The organism is Curtobacterium sp. MCBD17_030 (assembly GCF_003224255.1).
GTDB lineage: Bacteria > Actinomycetota > Actinomycetes > Actinomycetales > Microbacteriaceae > Curtobacterium.
In genome coordinates this window covers 62,247-76,508 of record NZ_QKLI01000006.1, presented here as the reverse complement: position 1 = coordinate 76,508, position 14,262 = coordinate 62,247, and the positions used below count along the sequence as shown (strand labels likewise).

Annotated in this window: 18 protein-coding genes and 1 riboswitch; of the genes, 7 read left to right on the top strand and 11 right to left on the bottom strand. The window is 71.7% G+C overall.

Features of this window, described 5'->3' with window-relative positions; genetic code table 11:
• Positions 1 to 51: 51 nt before the first annotated feature.
• Positions 52 to 282, top strand: a complete 231-nt coding sequence (locus tag DEI89_RS07720) for a hypothetical protein (RefSeq protein ID WP_110903472.1) — start codon at positions 52 to 54, stop codon at positions 280 to 282.
• A 72-nt stretch (positions 283 to 354) separates the two neighbouring features.
• Here DEI89_RS07720 and DEI89_RS07715 read toward each other — a convergent pair whose 3' ends face one another.
• Entirely contained in the window at positions 355 to 690 is a 336-nt protein-coding gene (locus tag DEI89_RS07715; RefSeq protein WP_110903471.1) for a zinc-binding dehydrogenase, read from the bottom strand.
• 52 nt (positions 691 to 742) lie between these two features.
• Complete coding sequence (locus DEI89_RS07710; protein WP_110903470.1) at positions 743 to 1,630, bottom strand: NmrA/HSCARG family protein; 888 nt, start codon at positions 1,628 to 1,630, stop codon at positions 743 to 745.
• 70 nt (positions 1,631 to 1,700) lie between these two features.
• Between DEI89_RS07710 and DEI89_RS07705 the strand changes: the two genes are divergently transcribed.
• On the top strand, positions 1,701 to 2,183 hold the full coding sequence (locus tag DEI89_RS07705) for a MarR family winged helix-turn-helix transcriptional regulator (RefSeq protein WP_110903469.1): 483 nt from the start codon (positions 1,701 to 1,703) through the stop codon (positions 2,181 to 2,183).
• A gap of 28 nt (positions 2,184 to 2,211) precedes the next feature.
• Here the strand turns inward: DEI89_RS07705 and DEI89_RS07700 are convergent, their stop codons facing one another.
• Positions 2,212 to 3,267 (bottom strand): LLM class flavin-dependent oxidoreductase, encoded by a 1,056-nt coding sequence (locus tag DEI89_RS07700; protein ID WP_110903468.1) that lies wholly within the window; start codon positions 3,265 to 3,267, stop codon positions 2,212 to 2,214.
• An 86-nt stretch (positions 3,268 to 3,353) separates the two neighbouring features.
• Between DEI89_RS07700 and DEI89_RS07695 the strand changes: the two genes are divergently transcribed.
• A complete protein-coding gene (locus DEI89_RS07695; RefSeq protein ID WP_110903467.1) occupies positions 3,354 to 3,851 on the top strand; it encodes a MarR family winged helix-turn-helix transcriptional regulator in 498 nt (165 codons plus the stop codon).
• Positions 3,852 to 3,867: 16 nt separating this feature from the next.
• Here the strand turns inward: DEI89_RS07695 and nagA are convergent, their stop codons facing one another.
• From nagA to clpS, 5 genes are all read right to left on the bottom strand, one after another.
• The gene (gene nagA / locus DEI89_RS07690; protein ID WP_181421550.1) at positions 3,868 to 5,019 is read right to left on the bottom strand and encodes an N-acetylglucosamine-6-phosphate deacetylase; all 1,152 of its coding nucleotides are present in this window, start codon (positions 5,017 to 5,019) and stop codon (positions 3,868 to 3,870) included.
• A complete protein-coding gene (locus tag DEI89_RS07685) occupies positions 5,016 to 5,423 on the bottom strand; it encodes a YrdB family protein (protein ID WP_110903466.1) in 408 nt (135 codons plus the stop codon). The genes nagA and DEI89_RS07685 overlap by 4 nt, the downstream gene beginning before the upstream one ends.
• A gap of 8 nt (positions 5,424 to 5,431) precedes the next feature.
• Positions 5,432 to 6,301 (bottom strand): formyltetrahydrofolate deformylase, encoded by an 870-nt coding sequence (purU, locus tag DEI89_RS07680; protein ID WP_110903465.1) that lies wholly within the window; start codon positions 6,299 to 6,301, stop codon positions 5,432 to 5,434.
• A gap of 151 nt (positions 6,302 to 6,452) precedes the next feature.
• Positions 6,453 to 6,929 (bottom strand): DUF2017 family protein, encoded by a 477-nt coding sequence (locus DEI89_RS07675; protein ID WP_110903464.1) that lies wholly within the window; start codon positions 6,927 to 6,929, stop codon positions 6,453 to 6,455.
• A complete protein-coding gene (gene clpS / locus DEI89_RS07670; protein ID WP_110903463.1) occupies positions 6,926 to 7,213 on the bottom strand; it encodes an ATP-dependent Clp protease adapter ClpS in 288 nt (95 codons plus the stop codon). The genes DEI89_RS07675 and clpS overlap by 4 nt, the downstream gene beginning before the upstream one ends.
• A 38-nt stretch (positions 7,214 to 7,251) precedes the next feature.
• Positions 7,252 to 7,337: riboswitch (ZMP/ZTP riboswitch) on the top strand.
• A 69-nt stretch (positions 7,338 to 7,406) separates the two neighbouring features.
• Here clpS and glyA point away from each other — a divergent pair.
• Positions 7,407 to 8,696 carry a serine hydroxymethyltransferase gene (glyA, locus tag DEI89_RS07665; RefSeq protein ID WP_375537613.1) on the top strand — a complete coding sequence of 430 codons (1,290 nt, stop codon included), beginning with the start codon at positions 7,407 to 7,409 and terminating at the stop codon, positions 8,694 to 8,696.
• Positions 8,697 to 8,713: 17 nt separating this feature from the next.
• Positions 8,714 to 9,625: a bifunctional methylenetetrahydrofolate dehydrogenase/methenyltetrahydrofolate cyclohydrolase gene (locus DEI89_RS07660; protein ID WP_110903581.1), complete on the top strand. Its 912-nt coding sequence runs from the start codon at positions 8,714 to 8,716 to the stop codon at positions 9,623 to 9,625.
• A 157-nt stretch (positions 9,626 to 9,782) separates the two neighbouring features.
• Here DEI89_RS07660 and galK read toward each other — a convergent pair whose 3' ends face one another.
• On the bottom strand, positions 9,783 to 10,925 hold the full coding sequence (gene galK, locus DEI89_RS07655; RefSeq protein ID WP_110903462.1) for a galactokinase: 1,143 nt from the start codon (positions 10,923 to 10,925) through the stop codon (positions 9,783 to 9,785).
• A complete protein-coding gene (gene galT, locus DEI89_RS07650; RefSeq protein ID WP_110903461.1) occupies positions 10,922 to 12,019 on the bottom strand; it encodes a galactose-1-phosphate uridylyltransferase in 1,098 nt (365 codons plus the stop codon). The genes galK and galT overlap by 4 nt, the downstream gene beginning before the upstream one ends.
• 63 nt (positions 12,020 to 12,082) lie before the next feature.
• Between galT and DEI89_RS07645 the strand changes: the two genes are divergently transcribed.
• Positions 12,083 to 12,928: a DeoR/GlpR family DNA-binding transcription regulator gene (locus DEI89_RS07645; protein ID WP_110903460.1), complete on the top strand. Its 846-nt coding sequence runs from the start codon at positions 12,083 to 12,085 to the stop codon at positions 12,926 to 12,928.
• Complete coding sequence (locus tag DEI89_RS07640) at positions 12,925 to 13,860, top strand: aldose 1-epimerase family protein (protein WP_110903459.1); 936 nt, start codon at positions 12,925 to 12,927, stop codon at positions 13,858 to 13,860. The genes DEI89_RS07645 and DEI89_RS07640 overlap by 4 nt, the downstream gene beginning before the upstream one ends.
• Positions 13,861 to 13,899: 39 nt before the next feature.
• Here the strand turns inward: DEI89_RS07640 and DEI89_RS07635 are convergent, their stop codons facing one another.
• Positions 13,900 to 14,220, bottom strand: a complete 321-nt coding sequence (locus DEI89_RS07635; RefSeq protein WP_110903458.1) for a hypothetical protein — start codon at positions 14,218 to 14,220, stop codon at positions 13,900 to 13,902.
• Positions 14,221 to 14,262 lie beyond the last annotated feature (42 nt).

Here is a 14,262-nt window from a genome sequence, read left to right as displayed (position 1 = left end):
CTCCGGCAGTCGAGGCGCGACGTTCCTGCGCCCGCCACTAGTGTTCGTGGCATGCAGCGTCGTCGTCCCATCGCCCTCGTCGGCATGATCCTGCTGGCCTGCGGGCTCGTGATGGTCGTGGTCGGCGGGTTCAGCAACGCGACCAGTCCGGCGGGCGACGCGAACATCGGTGCGGGCGCGCTGATGCTGGGTGGGACGGTCGTCGGCGCGGTCGGACTCGTCGTGTGGGCAGTGCAGGGTGTCCTCGCGCGGCGCCGCGGGACTCGGGGCCAGGGCCGCTAGCACGGAGCCCCCGGTGACGACTGGTCGGTCCGCGTCGCCCTCGCGGACCGGCGGGTCCGGAGCCCCGTCGAGCTACGGGACGACCACGAGCTTCCCGACCGTGTGACCGCCCTCCGCTGCCCGGTGCGCGGCAGCAGCCTCGTCCAGTGCGTACCGGCGCTCGATCTGCAGTGTGAACCCGGCGAGTGCCGCGGCTTCCGCGAACCCGTCGCGGGGATCGGTCGTCCGCCCGGCGTCGGTCGAGACGCGGGCGCCGAGCGCCGGGGCGGTGAAGTCCGAGATCGAGATCACCTCCTGCGGGTCGCCGACCAACGCGACGAGGTCGGCGATGACTCCGGCTCCGGACAGGTCGAGCGCACCGTCCACACCCTCCGGTGCGGCCGCCCGGACGCGGTCGACGAGTCCCACGCCGTAGGTGACGGGCGTCGCCCCGAGCGGATGACGGGGTGGTGGAGCGGGGTCAGGAGGCCCGGGTGGGGCCGGCGGTCTCGAGCCACTGGGCGAGCGTCCACGTGGTCGGGGCGATCCGGCGGACCTGCTCGAGGTCGGCCTGGTACGCGGGCGTCTCGGCGAACCACCGGAACATCGCCTGCATGTCGTCCTGTCCGTCCAGGACCGCCAGGGGCAGGGCCTCGTACCGGGTCGGCGTGCCGGTCTGCTCGGCGAAGGCCGCGGCGATCTCGCTCCCGGTCAGGGCGTCCCCGGCGATCTCGATCTCGGCGGGGACTGCTGTCGGGTCGAGCAGCGCGGTGGCCGCGATCGCGCCGACGTCGCGGGTCGCGATCATCTGCAGCGGGATCCCGTCGGGGAACGGCAGCCGGAGCACGAGGGTGCCGTCCTCCCGGGTCGGTGCGAACGCGTGGAAGTTGTCCGTGAAGAACACCGGCCGGACCACGGTCACGTGGAGCCCCAGCGTGGCGAGGTGCTGCTCGACGCGGTACTTGGACTCGAAGTGCGGGACGTGGGAGTCGCGCTCCGCGCCGCCCACGGAGCTGAAGACGACGTGCGGCACCTGCGCGGTGGCGGCAGCGTCGGCCAGTGCGATGCCCTGCGCGGTCTCGCCCTCCGTGTCGGGCTGCTGCATGCCTCCCGGGGGCGTCGTCATGAACCAGAACGCGTCCACGCCCTGCAGTGCGGTCACCAGGGACGACGGGTCGTGGACGTCGATCTGCGCGAGTTCGACCCCGCGTCCGGCGAGGGCCGTCGCCTTCTCCGAGGTCGTGTCCCGCAGGAGTGCGCGGACCCGGGCGCCCGCCGCGAGCAGGGCATCGGTGACGGCACCGCCCTGACTGCCCGTGGCGGCGAAGACGGCGATGGTCGGCGTGGTCGATGTGGTCTGGGTGCTCATGGTTGACTCCTTCGTGGTCGGTCTCGGTCTCAATCATTAGCCGGCTAAGAACATTCCCGGAAGGTGTGTCATGGACCACGCGGAAGACTCACAGCCGATCCCGGCACCGGCCGTCGTGCCGATCAGCTCGTTGATCCCGGCCGTGGCGAAGTCACATCGGAAGCTCGCCGGCTCGTTGCTGCAGGACCTGGGTCTCGCCGCCGGCCAGGAGTTCGTGCTGATGCTCCTGTGGCAGGAGTCACCGCAGTCGCAGGCTGACCTGACGCGGCAGCTGATGGTGGAGCCGCCGACCAGTGCGAAGGCACTGGCCCGGCTCGAGAACCTCGGGCTGGTCACCCGTGAACGCTCCGGGTCCGACCGTCGCGTGCTCCTGGTGTCCCTGACCGATGCCGGCCGGGCGCTCGAAGCGCCGGTCATGGCCGTGTGGGCGACCCTCGAGGCGGCGACGACCGCGGGACTGGACCAGGCCGAGCAGGACCAGCTCAGGGGTCTCCTGGCCCGGCTCGACGCCTCGCTGGCAGCTGCACCCGCGCACCTGGCCGCCGGGCACTGACGTCCGGGCGGACGGGCGGACAGTCGACTCAGGCGTCCAGCGCGGGCGACGAGGGCATGCCGGCGAGCAGCTCGCGGACGCGCGGGACGACCGTGCTGCCGTACAGCTCGACGGACCGCAGGCGCGACCGCATGGACTGGGCACCCGAGGTGTAGATCATGTCGAAACGCCCGACGCCCATCGTGTGCACGCTGCGTGCGATCCGCTGTGCAACGGTCTCGGCGGACCCGACGTACATCGACCCGGACTCGACCTCGCGGTCGAACTCGGCCCGGGTCACCGGCGGCCAGCCACGGAGCGCGCCGATGCGGTCCCGCACCACCTTGTAGTGCGGGAACCACGCTTCCCGGGCCTCGTCGTCGGTGTCCGCGACGAATCCGGGGGAGTGCATCCCGACCGGGTGCCGCGGCGTCCCGAACTGCTCGGTCGCACGACGGTAGAGGTCGAGGAACGGTGCGAAGCGCTCGGGCTGGCCGCCGATGATCGCGAGCATGAGCGGGAAGCCGTACCGTGCGGTCCGCACGACCGACTCCGGGGATCCGCCCACGCCGACCCAGGTCGTCAGGCCGTGCTCGGTCTTCGGGAACACGTCGGCGTCGACGAGCGGCGCTCGGGTCGTCCCGGACCAGGTGACGGGCGTCTCCCGCAGCAGTCGGGCGAACAGCTCGATCTTCTCCTCGAACAGCACGTCGTAGTCGGCCATGTCGTAGCCGAAGAGCGGGAACGACTCGGTGAAGGAGCCGCGCCCGAGGATCACCTCGGCCCGCCCGTTCGACAGGGCGTCGACGGTCGCGAACCGCTGGAACACCCGTACGGGGTCATCCGAGCTGAGGACCGTGACGCCGGAGCTGAGGCGGATGCGCTCGGTCGCCGTGGCCAGCCCCGCGAGCACCGTCTCCGGCGACGAGACCGAGTACTCCGGGCGGTGGTGCTCGCCCACGGTGAAGACGTCGACGCCGAGCTCGTCGGCCAGGACGGCTTCGTCGACGAGTTGCCGGATCGACCGGGCGTGACTGACCTGCACGCCGGTGTCGTCAGAGGGGACGTCGCCGAACGTGTCGAGGCCGAAGATGATGTCGGGCATGGTCCCTCACGTGATTGACACATCAACCACATGGTTGACGCGTCAATAATGTGCGGTACCGTCGCGTTGTCAACAGGAGGACACACATGGGTGAACCGCAGGAGCAACGTGCCGGTAAGCGGTCGATGCGTGCGTCCGAGCTGGCGGTCTGGCGGGACTACGTCGAGACCTCCGAGCGCGTCAAGCGCACCCTGGGGGCTGCGTTCCAGGAGACCTCCGGGATCTCGCCCGGCGACTACTCGGTGATGCTGGCGCTGAGCGAAGCTCCGGACCGGACCCTGCGGTCGTCGGACCTCGCCGTGGTCGTGGGCTGGGAACGGAGTCGGCTCTCGCACCACCTCCGGCGCATGGAGGCACGGCAGCTCGTGCTCCGGGGCGCGGTCGGTGGCGACGCTCGCGGTGCGGCCATCACGCTCAGCCCGACCGGGGCGGGGGTGTTCCGCAGTTCCTCCGCCGCGCACCTCCGTGTCGTCCGCGACGTCTTCATCGACGCGTTCACCGCCGAGCAACTCGAGGACATGCGGGTGCTCACGGCGGCCCTGCACCGCCACCTCGACGCCGGGCGACCGGCACCCGAAGGCTGACAGGCCGCGTCCGTCGTCAGCGCAGCTCCCGCCCGCCACCCCACACGCGCTCGACCTCGAGCGACGGCGACAGCGCGACGAGGTCCGCAGCGAACCCGGGCGCGAGACGCCCGAACCGGTCGCCGAGCCCGAGGGCCTCCGCCGGGATGCTCGTCAGCGCGGCGACGGCCTCCGGCAGTGACCGACCCGCGAGCCGCACGGCGTTCCGGAGCGCGACGTCCTGCGTCAGGGTCGAGCCGGCGATCGTGTCCGTCCCGGTGACGTGCGCGACGCCGTCCGTGACGGTGACGTCGAGCGAGCCGAGTCGGTAGGGGCCGTCGGCAGCCCCCGCGGCACCCATCGCGTCGGTGATGAGCGCGACCCGACCGGGCGCAGCGCGGAACAGCGTGCGTGCTGCGGCCGGGTGCACGTGCACACCGTCGAGGATGAGTTCGAGGGTCACCCGGTCGTCGTCCACCGCGGCACCGATCGGCCCCGGACGGCGGTGGTGCAGCCCCGGCATCGCGTTGAACGCGTGCGTCAGGACGGTCGCACCGGCGTCGAACGCGGCGCGCGCCTGCTCGTACGTCCCGACCGTGTGCCCGACGGCGACGGTGACCCCGGCGGCGACGAACCGACGGACGGCGTCGAGCGCGCCGGGCAGCTCGGGCGCGATCGTGATCTGCCGGAGGACGCCCTCGCCGGCCTCGAGCAGGGTGTCGACGTCCGCCGGGGTCGGCGCGACGAGGTGGTCCTCGTTGTGTGCCCCCTTGTTGTGCGGGGAGAGGAACGGCCCCTCGAGATGCGCTCCGAGCACGAGGGGATCGGTCGCCGTCACCGTGCGGATCCGGTCGAGCGACCGGGCGAGTTCCGGCACCGGGTTCGCGACCAGACTCACCACCGAGCGGGTGGTGCCGTGTGTGCGGTGCGCTGCGAGGGCTGCGCTGAAGTCGTCGTCCTCGTACGCCTGGGTCGCGCCGCCGTGTCCGTGCAGGTCGAGGAGACCGGGCACCAGGGTCGCGTCACCGAGGTCCTCGACCTCGTCGGCGTCCGGTGCGACTCCCGTCCCGGCCTGGAGGATCGTGTCCCCTCCGAGGAGCACCCATCCGTCCGGCGCGGAGCCGGCCACGTCGACCAGGCGGGCGGCGCGGACCAGCGTGCGGTGGGCCTCCCGTCCGGCGGTGCTCACGCGGTCTCCCGCCGGGCCGCGACGATCCCGCTCACGGCGGCCACGACGACGAACACGAGTCCGACGGCCGGGTGGCCCAGCGAGATCCAGGTCGCGCCGGCCGCGACGACGAGGGCGACCTCGACGATGGTCTTGCCGACGACGTCGGTCTCGACCGGCGAGTTCGGTGAGCGGAAGAAGAACCACACCAGGGCGGCGAACAGCGGGGCGCCGACGATGAAGAACAGCGCGGGGAACGGGTACGGCCAGGTCAGGTACCCCCAGTACGCCAGAGACAGCAGACCGAAGGCGCAGACCAGGAAGCGGAGGGCGCTCCAGACATCGAACCGTCGCCCTGCTGCGGCAGGCGTCGCCGGTGCGTGGTCGTCGCCGGGGTCGATCGGGCTGCGGGGTGCGTCGTGCATCGCCGGGCCTACTTGAAGATGATCGTGCGGGCGCCGTCGAGGAGCACGCGGTCCTCGGCGATCCAGCGCACGGCCTGGGTCAGGGTGCGGGACTCCTCGTCCTGCCCGATCGAGACGAGTTCGGCCGGTTCCTTCGTGTGGTCGACCCGGACGACGTTCTGCTCGATGATCGGGCCCTCGTCCAGGTCGCTCGTGACGAAGTGCGCGGTGGCACCGATGAGCTTCACACCGCGGGCGTGCGCCTGCCGGTACGGGTTCGCGCCCTTGAAGCCGGGCAGGAACGAGTGGTGGATGTTCACGGCACGACCGGCGAGGGCCGCGCACAGCTCGGGGGAGAGGATCTGCATGTAGCGGGCGAGGACGACGAGCTCGATGTCGTGCTCCTCGACCGCTTCGAGGATGCGGCGCTCCATCGCGGCCTTCGAGTCGGCGTCGGTGACGGGACGGTGCTCGAACGGCACCGAGTAGAACGACGCCAGTCCGGCCAGGTCCGGGTGGTTCGCCAGCACGAGCGGCACGTCGATCGGCAGCTGCCCGCCGCGCTGCCGGTAGAGCAGGTCGTTGAGGCAGTGTCCGGCCTTCGACACCAGGACCAGCGTGCGCATCGGCCGGCCGACGACGTCGAGCTGGACGCGCATGCGGTACCGCTCGACGACGGGTGCCAGGGCCTCCTGGAAGGTCTGGCGGTCGACGGGGGCCATCACCTGCAGGCGCATGAAGAACGTGTTCGTGTCCGCGCTCGAGAACTGCTGCGACTCGGTGATGTTGCCCTCGGCCGCGACCACGGCTCCGGAGACGGCGTGCACGATGCCCGGCCGGTCGTCGCAGACCAGCGTGAGGGTCCAGTGCGTGGGGTTCGCGGAGCTCGGGTCGGTCACCGGATCAGGGTACCGGGGCCGTGCACGCCTCCGCGCGTCCGGACGGGAGGCCCGGTGCGGCTCCGGCGGGTCGTTGTGCAGAGAGGCTGGTGCTGGTGCGGGAGGCGACGGACGTGCGCCGCGGGGCGGAGGCGGGCGGGCTTCCCGGCCGTCAGCGGGACGAGATGGTGACGACCAGGTGCTCCTGCACGTACCCGAGCCAGTCGTAGACGTCCCGCAGTCCGACGCTGCCGTCGTCCCCGTCCAGCCCGTTGTCGGCCGTCGCGCGGTCCACGATGCCCAGGCGGTCCGCGATCGTCAGGCGCAGGTCGGTGAGGGATCGGAGCCACGCCTGCTCGTCGGCCCGGGTCAACGCGCCGTCGCGAGCACCCGTCAGCCACTCGTGGACAACGGCGGCGTTCGCGGACTTGGCGGTGCGCAGGTCCTCCTGCGTGTAGCGGCGGAACTCGGCGCTGGCCTCGTCGTCCTCCGGGTACGCGTCCGGGAACATCCGGACCGCCACCGGGTCCGTCGCCAGGTCCTCGTCGAGGACCTGGCGCAGCTGCTCGACCAGCGAGGTGAGGACGGCGCGCTCGCCGGAGGCCAGGCCGAGGTGCACGCCGTCGGCGCGGCGGACGAAGGGGATCACGCGGCGGGTGCCCGATCGACGGTCGCCTGCAGGCCGTAGCCGTGCATGGCCTCCACGTGGCGCTCCATCTCCTCGCGGTGCCCGGTCGCGACGATCGCCCGACCGTCGGAGTCGACCTGGTGCATCAGGCGCTCGGCCTTCGCTCGGGGGAAGCCGAAGTAGGACTCGAAGACGTAGGTGACGTACGACATCAGGTTGACCGGGTCGTCCCACACCACCGTCGTCCACGGGACGTCGGCGCGCACCGAGGTCCGCTCGTCGACGTCCGGACTCAGCATGGTCATGGAGTCAAGGGTGACACGAACCGGTGGCCTCGGTACGATCGGGTGGTCGCGACTGGCGTTGGATGGGTCACCATCGGGGAGCGACACCTGACACGGTGCGCGGCCGTACGCCTGGGCCGCAACCAATCGTCCACCCCGTCGCGCGTCTGCTCGGCGGTGTCGCGCTCCGGCGCGCCAGACAACGAGGAGTCCCGTGTCCATCACCGACCTGTCGCCCGCCGCGACCCAGTCGTCCTTCAACGCCCCCCTCTCCGAGGTCGACCCGGAGATCGCCGCCGTCCTGCAGCAGGAGCTCGGCCGTCAGCGCGACTTCCTCGAGATGATCGCGTCCGAGAACTTCGTGCCCCGCGCGATCCTCGAGTCCCAGGGCTCCGTCCTCACGAACAAGTACGCCGAGGGCTACCCGGGCAAGCGCTACTACGGCGGCTGCGAGTACGTCGACGTCGCCGAGCAGCTCGCCATCGACCGCGCGAAGGCGCTCTTCGGTGCCGCGTACGCCAACGTCCAGCCGCACTCCGGCGCCACGGCCAACGCCGCGGTCCTGCACGCGATCGCGTCGGCCGGTGACACCATCCTCGGCCTCGAGCTCGCGCACGGCGGACACCTGACGCACGGCATGAAGTTGAACTTCTCCGGCCGGATCTACAACGCCGTCTCGTACGGCGTCGACCCGGAGACCTTCGAGGTCGACTACGACGACATCCGCGCGAAGGCCATCGAGCACCAGCCGAAGGTCCTCATCGCCGGCTGGTCCGCCTACCCCCGTCAGCTCGACTTCGCGAAGTTCCGCGAGATCGCGGACGAGGTCGGCGCGAAGCTCTGGGTCGACATGGCGCACTTCGCCGGTCTCGTCGCCGCGGGGCTGCACCCCTCGCCCGTCCCGCACGCCCACGTCGTGTCGTCGACCGTGCACAAGACCCTCGCCGGACCCCGCTCGGGCATCATCCTGTCCAACGACGAGACGCTGTTCAAGAAGCTCAACTCCGCCGTGTTCCCGGGGCAGCAGGGTGGCCCGCTGATGCACGTCATCGCGGCGAAGGCCACCGCGTTCCTGCTCGCCGGCACTCCCGAGTTCAAGGACCGCCAGGAGCGCACCATCCGCGGCGCCCAGGCCCTCGCGGCGCGCCTGACCCAGCCGGACGCGAAGGCCGCCGGCATCGACGTCCTCACCGGTGGCACCGACGTGCACCTGGTGCTCGTCGACCTGCGCTCGTCCGAGGTCGACGGCAAGCAGGCAGAGGACCGCCTGCACGAGGTCGGCATCACCGTGAACCGCAACTCCGTGCCGTTCGACCCGCGTCCGCCGATGGTCACCTCGGGTGTCCGCATCGGCACGTCGGCACTCGCCACCCGCGGGTTCGGCGATGCCGAGTTCACCGAGGTCGCGGACATCATCGCGCTGACGCTGATGCCGGACCCCGACGTGGCAGCACTCTCGGCCCGGGTGAAGACCCTGACCGACGCGTTCCCGCTCTACGCGTGAGCAGCGCCGTGGCTCCCCTGCCCACTGCTCGGTGGGCGGGGGAGGACTCGGCCGTGCGCATCGACGGCACCGCCCTCGCTGCCCGCACGCTCGAGGAACTCCGTGTCCGCGTCGACCGTCTGCACGAGCGGGGCATCCACCCTGGCCTCGGCACGATCCTCGTCGGCGAGAACCCCGGCTCGCTGTCGTACGTCGCCGGCAAGCACCGGGACTCCGCGCAGATCGGCATCGAGTCGATCCGCCTGGACCTGCCCACGACCGCCTCGGCTGCTGACATCCGTGCCGCGATCCTGCAGATGAACGACGACCCCCGGGTCACCGCCTTCATCGTGCAGCTCCCGCTGCCGTCGGGGATCGACCCGACGCCGATGCTCGAGCTGATGGACCCCTCGAAGGACGCCGACGGCCTGCACCCGACGAACCTCGGGGAGCTCGTGCTCGCCGTCCCGGGAGGTGCGGGCTCGATCGACGCGCCCCTGCCGTGCACCCCGCGCGGCATCGTCGAGATGCTCCGTGCGTACGACATCCCGATCCGCGGGAAGCACGTGACGATCATCGGTCAAGGGCTCACTGTCGGTCGGCCGCTCGGGTTGCTCCTGACCCGTCTCGAGGCCACCGCCACCCTCACCCACTCCCTGACGGCGGACGTCGCGGCCGAATGCCGTCGGGCGGACATCGTGATCGCGGCCGCCGGGGTCGCCGGACTCGTCAAGCCGGACTGGGTGCGGCCCGGTGCGGCCGTGATCGACGTCGGCATCACCCGGGTCGTCAACGAGGAGACCGGCAAGGCGCGCTTACGCGGTGACGTGGACCCGGCCGTCGCGGCGGTCGCCGGGTTCATGTCGCCGGTCCCCGGTGGCGTCGGCCCGATGACGCGCGCGATGCTCATGAAGAACGTGGTCGAGGCGGCGGAGCGCCGCCTGCGCTAGCCGCGCCGGCCCGGCACGGCGGCGGTCCGGTACGCGAAAGCGACAGATGTGCGCGGGAGACGCGCGCACATCTGTCGCTTCCGCGTCGGGGACGGCGCGGCCGGGAGGCGCGGTGCCGCCCCGGCACGCGCCTCCTGGCCGCGGGCAGCCGCGTGGGCTACGCGTCGCGTCGCGCGCCCTGCGCCGCGTGCACCGTGAACACGTTCGGCTCGCGGTACCCGGCCGAGGCGAAGGCGGCGGTGACGGCCGCGGCGATGCGTTCACGAGCCTCCCGGTCGACGAGCGCGATGGCCGCACCACCGAAGCCGCCGCCGGTCATGCGTGCGCCGACCGCGCCGTTCGCCACGGCGGTCTCGACCGCGAGGTCGAGTTCCGGCACCGAGATCTCGAAGTCGTCGCGCATCGACGCGTGCGATGCGACCAGCAGCGAACCGATCGCCCGGGGTCCCTGCTCACGCAGGGTGCGGACGGTGTCGAGGACGCGCTGGTCCTCCGTCACGATGTGGCGCACCCGGCGGAAGGTCTCGTCGTCGAGGAGCTCCTGCGCGCGCGGCAGGTCCTCGACCGCGACGTCGCGCAGGGCCGGGACACCGAGCACCTGCGCGCCCTTCTCGCACGAGTCGCGACGGGCCTTGTAGCCGCCGGTGGCGTGAGCGTGCTCGACGCGGGTGTCGATGACGAGGACCTCGAGACCGTTCGCCTCGAGCGCCAGGTCCACCACGGCGGTGTCGAGCGTGCGGCAGTCGAGGAACACGACGGCGTCCTGCTCGCCGAGGAGCGACGCGGACTGGTCCATGATCCCCGTCGGAGCGCCGACCGCGTGGTTCTCGGAGTACTGGCCGACGCGGGCCAGGGTCTTGCGGTCGAGGCCGAGCTCCCACAGGTCGTTGAACGCGAGGGCCACGCCGCACTCGATCGCCGCACTCGACGACAGACCCGCACCGACCGGCACATCCGAGTCGATGAAGACGTCGAACCCGGTCCGACTGTCGAGCGAGGCGCCGGCCTGCTCCCGGAGCGCCCAGGCGATGCCGAAGACGTACGCCGACCAGCCGTCCATGCGGGACGGGTCGAGGTCGTCGAGGGACAGCGTCACGGCACCGCCGGACTCGTCGAACGACGACGCGACGCGGATGACCCGGTCCTCGCGGGGAGCGATGTCAGCCGTGGTCCGCCGGTCGATCGCGAAGGGCAGCACGTACCCGTCGTTGTAGTCGGTGTGCTCGCCGATCAGGTTCACGCGGCCGGGGGCGGAGTACCGCACCGTCGGCTCGTACCCGAACACCTGTTGGAACGTCATGCTCGTTCGATCCCTCCTCGGATGAACTCGGCCGCCTTCTCGGGGACCAGGTCCCCGATCCAGGCGCCCATCGCGGCTTCGCTGCCGGCCAGGAACTTCAACTTGTCCGCCGATCGACGCGGCGACGTGATCTGCAGCATCAGCCGGACGGTGTCGCGTCCGGTGTGCACCGGCGCCTGGTGCCACGCGGCGATGTACGGGGTCGGGTCACCGTAGAGGGCGTCGAGACCGCGGGTCAGGCGCAGGTGCATGTGTGCGAGCTCGTCCTTCTCGGCGTCGGTGAGGCCCGCGAAGTCCGGCACGTGACGGTGCGGCAACATGTGGATCTCGATGGGCCAGCGTGCGGCGAACGGCACGAAGGCGGTGAAGCGCTCACCGGCGAGGACGACCCGCTCGGAACCGCGCTCGTTGGCCAGGTGCTGCTCGAACAGGTCCGGCCCGAAGCGCTCGATCGACGACAGCAGTCGCTGCGTGCGCGGGGTGACGTACGGGTAGGCGTAGATCTGTCCGTGCGGGTGGTGCAGGGTGACGCCGATCGCCTCGCCGCGGTTCTCGAACGGGAACACCTGCTGGATGCCGGGCATCGCTGACAGTGCGGCGGTCCGGTCGGCCCACGCCTCGACCACGGTGCGGGCACGCGACTCGGAGATGGACGCGAACGAGCCGCTGGTCTCCGGGGAGAAGCAGACCACCTCGCAGCGCCCGACCGACCGGAGCTGCCGGTTCAGTCCGACGTCCGACAGCGACTCGAGCGACGACGGTGCATCGTCGCCGACCAGGTCCGGCCCGAACGACGGCGAGCGGTTCTCGAACACGGCGACGTCGTACCGGCTCGGGATCTCGGACGGGTTCGCAGCGGTCTGCGGTGCGAGCGGGTCCTGGTCGGCGGGCGGCAGGAACACACGGTTCTGCCGAGCGCTCGCGATCGACACCCACTCACCGGTCAGGACGTCCTGCCGCATCCGGGCCGTCGCCGGCCGAGGGTCCAGGACACGCTCGTCGATGCTGCGTTCCGCGGGCAGCGTCGAGTCGGCGTCGTCGAAGTAGAAGAGGTCGCGGCCGTCCGCGAGCGTCGTCGCACGTTTCGTGATCACCGCTGCACTCTACCCTCGCGCGAAGGGTTGCGAAAGCAAGTGGAAGCAGACGAAACTCGTGTTGTGACGTCTGAGGAGCCTCCCGTCCTGCCGGCGCTGCTGCGCCAGGACCGCATCGTCGCGCTCCTGGACGGTGCCCCGGGCATGGTCCGGACCGCAGCCCTCGCAGCGGCGGTCGGGACGAGCGAGGTGACGGTCCGCCAGGACCTGGCCGCCCTCGACCGGGAGGCCCGGGTCCGTCGGGTGCACGGCGGCGCCGTCCGCCTCGGGGCCGGCACGCGCGAACGGCCGCTCGAGGAGACCGCCGTCGAGAACAGCACCGCCAAGGCCGCGATCGGCCGGGCGGCGGCGGACCTGGTGCGCTCCGGGCAGTGCATCGTCCTCGACGTCGGCACCACACCCGCAGCGGTCGCCGAGGCCCTGGTCGCCCGCGAGGACCTGGTCGACGTCACCGTCGTCACGAACTCACTCACCACCGCACTCGCGCTCGAACGTGCGATCCCGCGCTTCACCGTCGTGGTCACCGGCGGGACGCTCCGACCGTTGCAGCACTCGCTCGTCGCGCCGTTCAACGCGACCCTGCTGCCGATGCTGTCCGCCGACCTCGTGTTCCTCGGCGGGACCGGTCTGGACGTCGCGCACGGGCTGACCAACGTGAACCTGCCCGAGACCGAGGCGAAGCGGGTCCTCGCGGCGGCGGGCAGGCGTACCGTCGTGGTCGCGGACGGGTCGAAGTTCGGCCGGGCCGACATCGGCGTGGTGAGCACGCTGCAGGACGTCGACGTCGTCGTCACCGCGGGCGTCAGCGCGGAGGCGGTCGCCCCGATCCGGGCGGCCGGTGTCCACGTGGTCGTCGCGGATGCACCAGCGGGCGGGACCCGCACATCGGAGAGGAAGCAGAGACCATGAGCACAGCGGCCCCCACCGGCGGTCAGTACCACCTGCGGCACGCCGGCCCGGACGGTGTCGTCGAGGCCGTCGTCACCGAGGTGGCCGCCGGCCTCCGCGAACTCCGCGTCGCGGGCTTCGACCTCACCGAGCCGTTCCCCGCGAGCGAAGCTCCGGCCGGCGCCAACGGCATCGTCCTCGCGCCGTGGCCGAACCGGGTCGCCGGTGGTGCCTGGCAGCTCGACGGGAAGACCCAGCAGCTCGACATCTCGGAGCCGAAGTACGGCAACGCCTCGCACGGGCTGCTCCGGTTCGCGCCGTACCGGGTGGTGGACCAGACCGAGTCGTCGATCGAGCAGCAGGCCACGATCCACCCCCAGCACGGATGGCCGTTCACCCTGGAGACACGGGTGCACCACGAGCTGGTCGAGGACGGCATCCGGATCACGCACACCATCACGAACCGGTCGGGTCGTCCGGCCCCGTTCGCGGTCGGATCGCACCCGTACCTGCGGGCCGGCGACACCCCTGCCGAGGACCTGGTCATCCGGCTCGACGCCGCGACGGCCTTCACCGTCGACGAGCGCAAGATCCCGAACGGCACCCGGCCGGTCGAGGGCACGGACGTGGACCTGCGGCAGGGGCGTCGCGCCGGCGACTCGGACCTGGACACGGCGTACACCGACGTGACGCCCGACGCCGAGGGCATCCGTCGCACGACGCTGCACGGCCCCGAGGGCGACGGTGTCGAGCTGTGGCAGGACGCGTCGTTCCCCTACGTGCAGGTCTTCACGTCCCGCGAGTTCCCCCGCGGTGGCGGCAAGGGACTGGCGGTCGCCGTCGAACCGATGACCGCGCCCGCCGACGCGCTCAACTCCGGTGAAGGGCTGCGATGGCTGGACGCCGACGAGTCCTGGACGGGCTCGTGGGGGATCCGCCGCGTCTGGTCCTGACGTCCGTCGCTGCGGCAGCCGGTCCGGCCGCCGGTCCGGTCAGGCCCGCCGCATCCGCAGGGCCTCGACCGCCAGCGATTCGCTGGGGTAGCGGCCGATCTCCTGCGCCCACGCCGGGTCGTCGCCGCGCAGCGCGAGGAAGTCCTTGCGCTGGCGGACGACGTACCCGAGGACGGCCGTGGCGGTCGCGACCTCGGTGAAGTCCTTGCGGATGTGGCGGACGCTGACCTTGGCTCCGCGGCGGAGCGCGTCGAGCAGGAGGTCGTCGCTCATGGTCGTCCCGGTGGCGGCGGCGAGCTCCACGAGGCGGCGCGCGTCACCGGTGGAGCTGGTCTGCGTGGCGTCGATGGGCTCGATCACGATGTACCCCGTTCGGTGTGGTTCGTTCGGTGCTGGCGTCCC

Excerpts from the sequence above, each read along its gene's own strand:
- DEI89_RS07720 (WP_110903472.1), top strand. The coding sequence starts at position 52 with ATGCAGCGTCGTCGTCCCATCGCCCTCGTCGGCATGATCCTGCTGGCC.
- DEI89_RS07710 (WP_110903470.1), bottom strand. The coding sequence starts at position 1,630 with ATGAGCACCCAGACCACATCGACCACGCCGACCATCGCCGTCTTCGCC.
- DEI89_RS07705 (WP_110903469.1), top strand. The coding sequence starts at position 1,701 with ATGGACCACGCGGAAGACTCACAGCCGATCCCGGCACCGGCCGTCGTG.
- DEI89_RS07700 (WP_110903468.1), bottom strand. The coding sequence starts at position 3,267 with ATGCCCGACATCATCTTCGGCCTCGACACGTTCGGCGACGTCCCCTCT.
- DEI89_RS07695 (WP_110903467.1), top strand. The coding sequence starts at position 3,354 with ATGGGTGAACCGCAGGAGCAACGTGCCGGTAAGCGGTCGATGCGTGCG.
- DEI89_RS07685 (WP_110903466.1), bottom strand. The coding sequence starts at position 5,423 with ATGCACGACGCACCCCGCAGCCCGATCGACCCCGGCGACGACCACGCA.
- clpS (WP_110903463.1), bottom strand. The coding sequence starts at position 7,213 with ATGACCATGCTGAGTCCGGACGTCGACGAGCGGACCTCGGTGCGCGCC.
- galK (WP_110903462.1), bottom strand. The coding sequence starts at position 10,925 with ATGACGTTCCAACAGGTGTTCGGGTACGAGCCGACGGTGCGGTACTCC.
- DEI89_RS07640 (WP_110903459.1), top strand. The coding sequence starts at position 12,925 with ATGAGCACAGCGGCCCCCACCGGCGGTCAGTACCACCTGCGGCACGCC.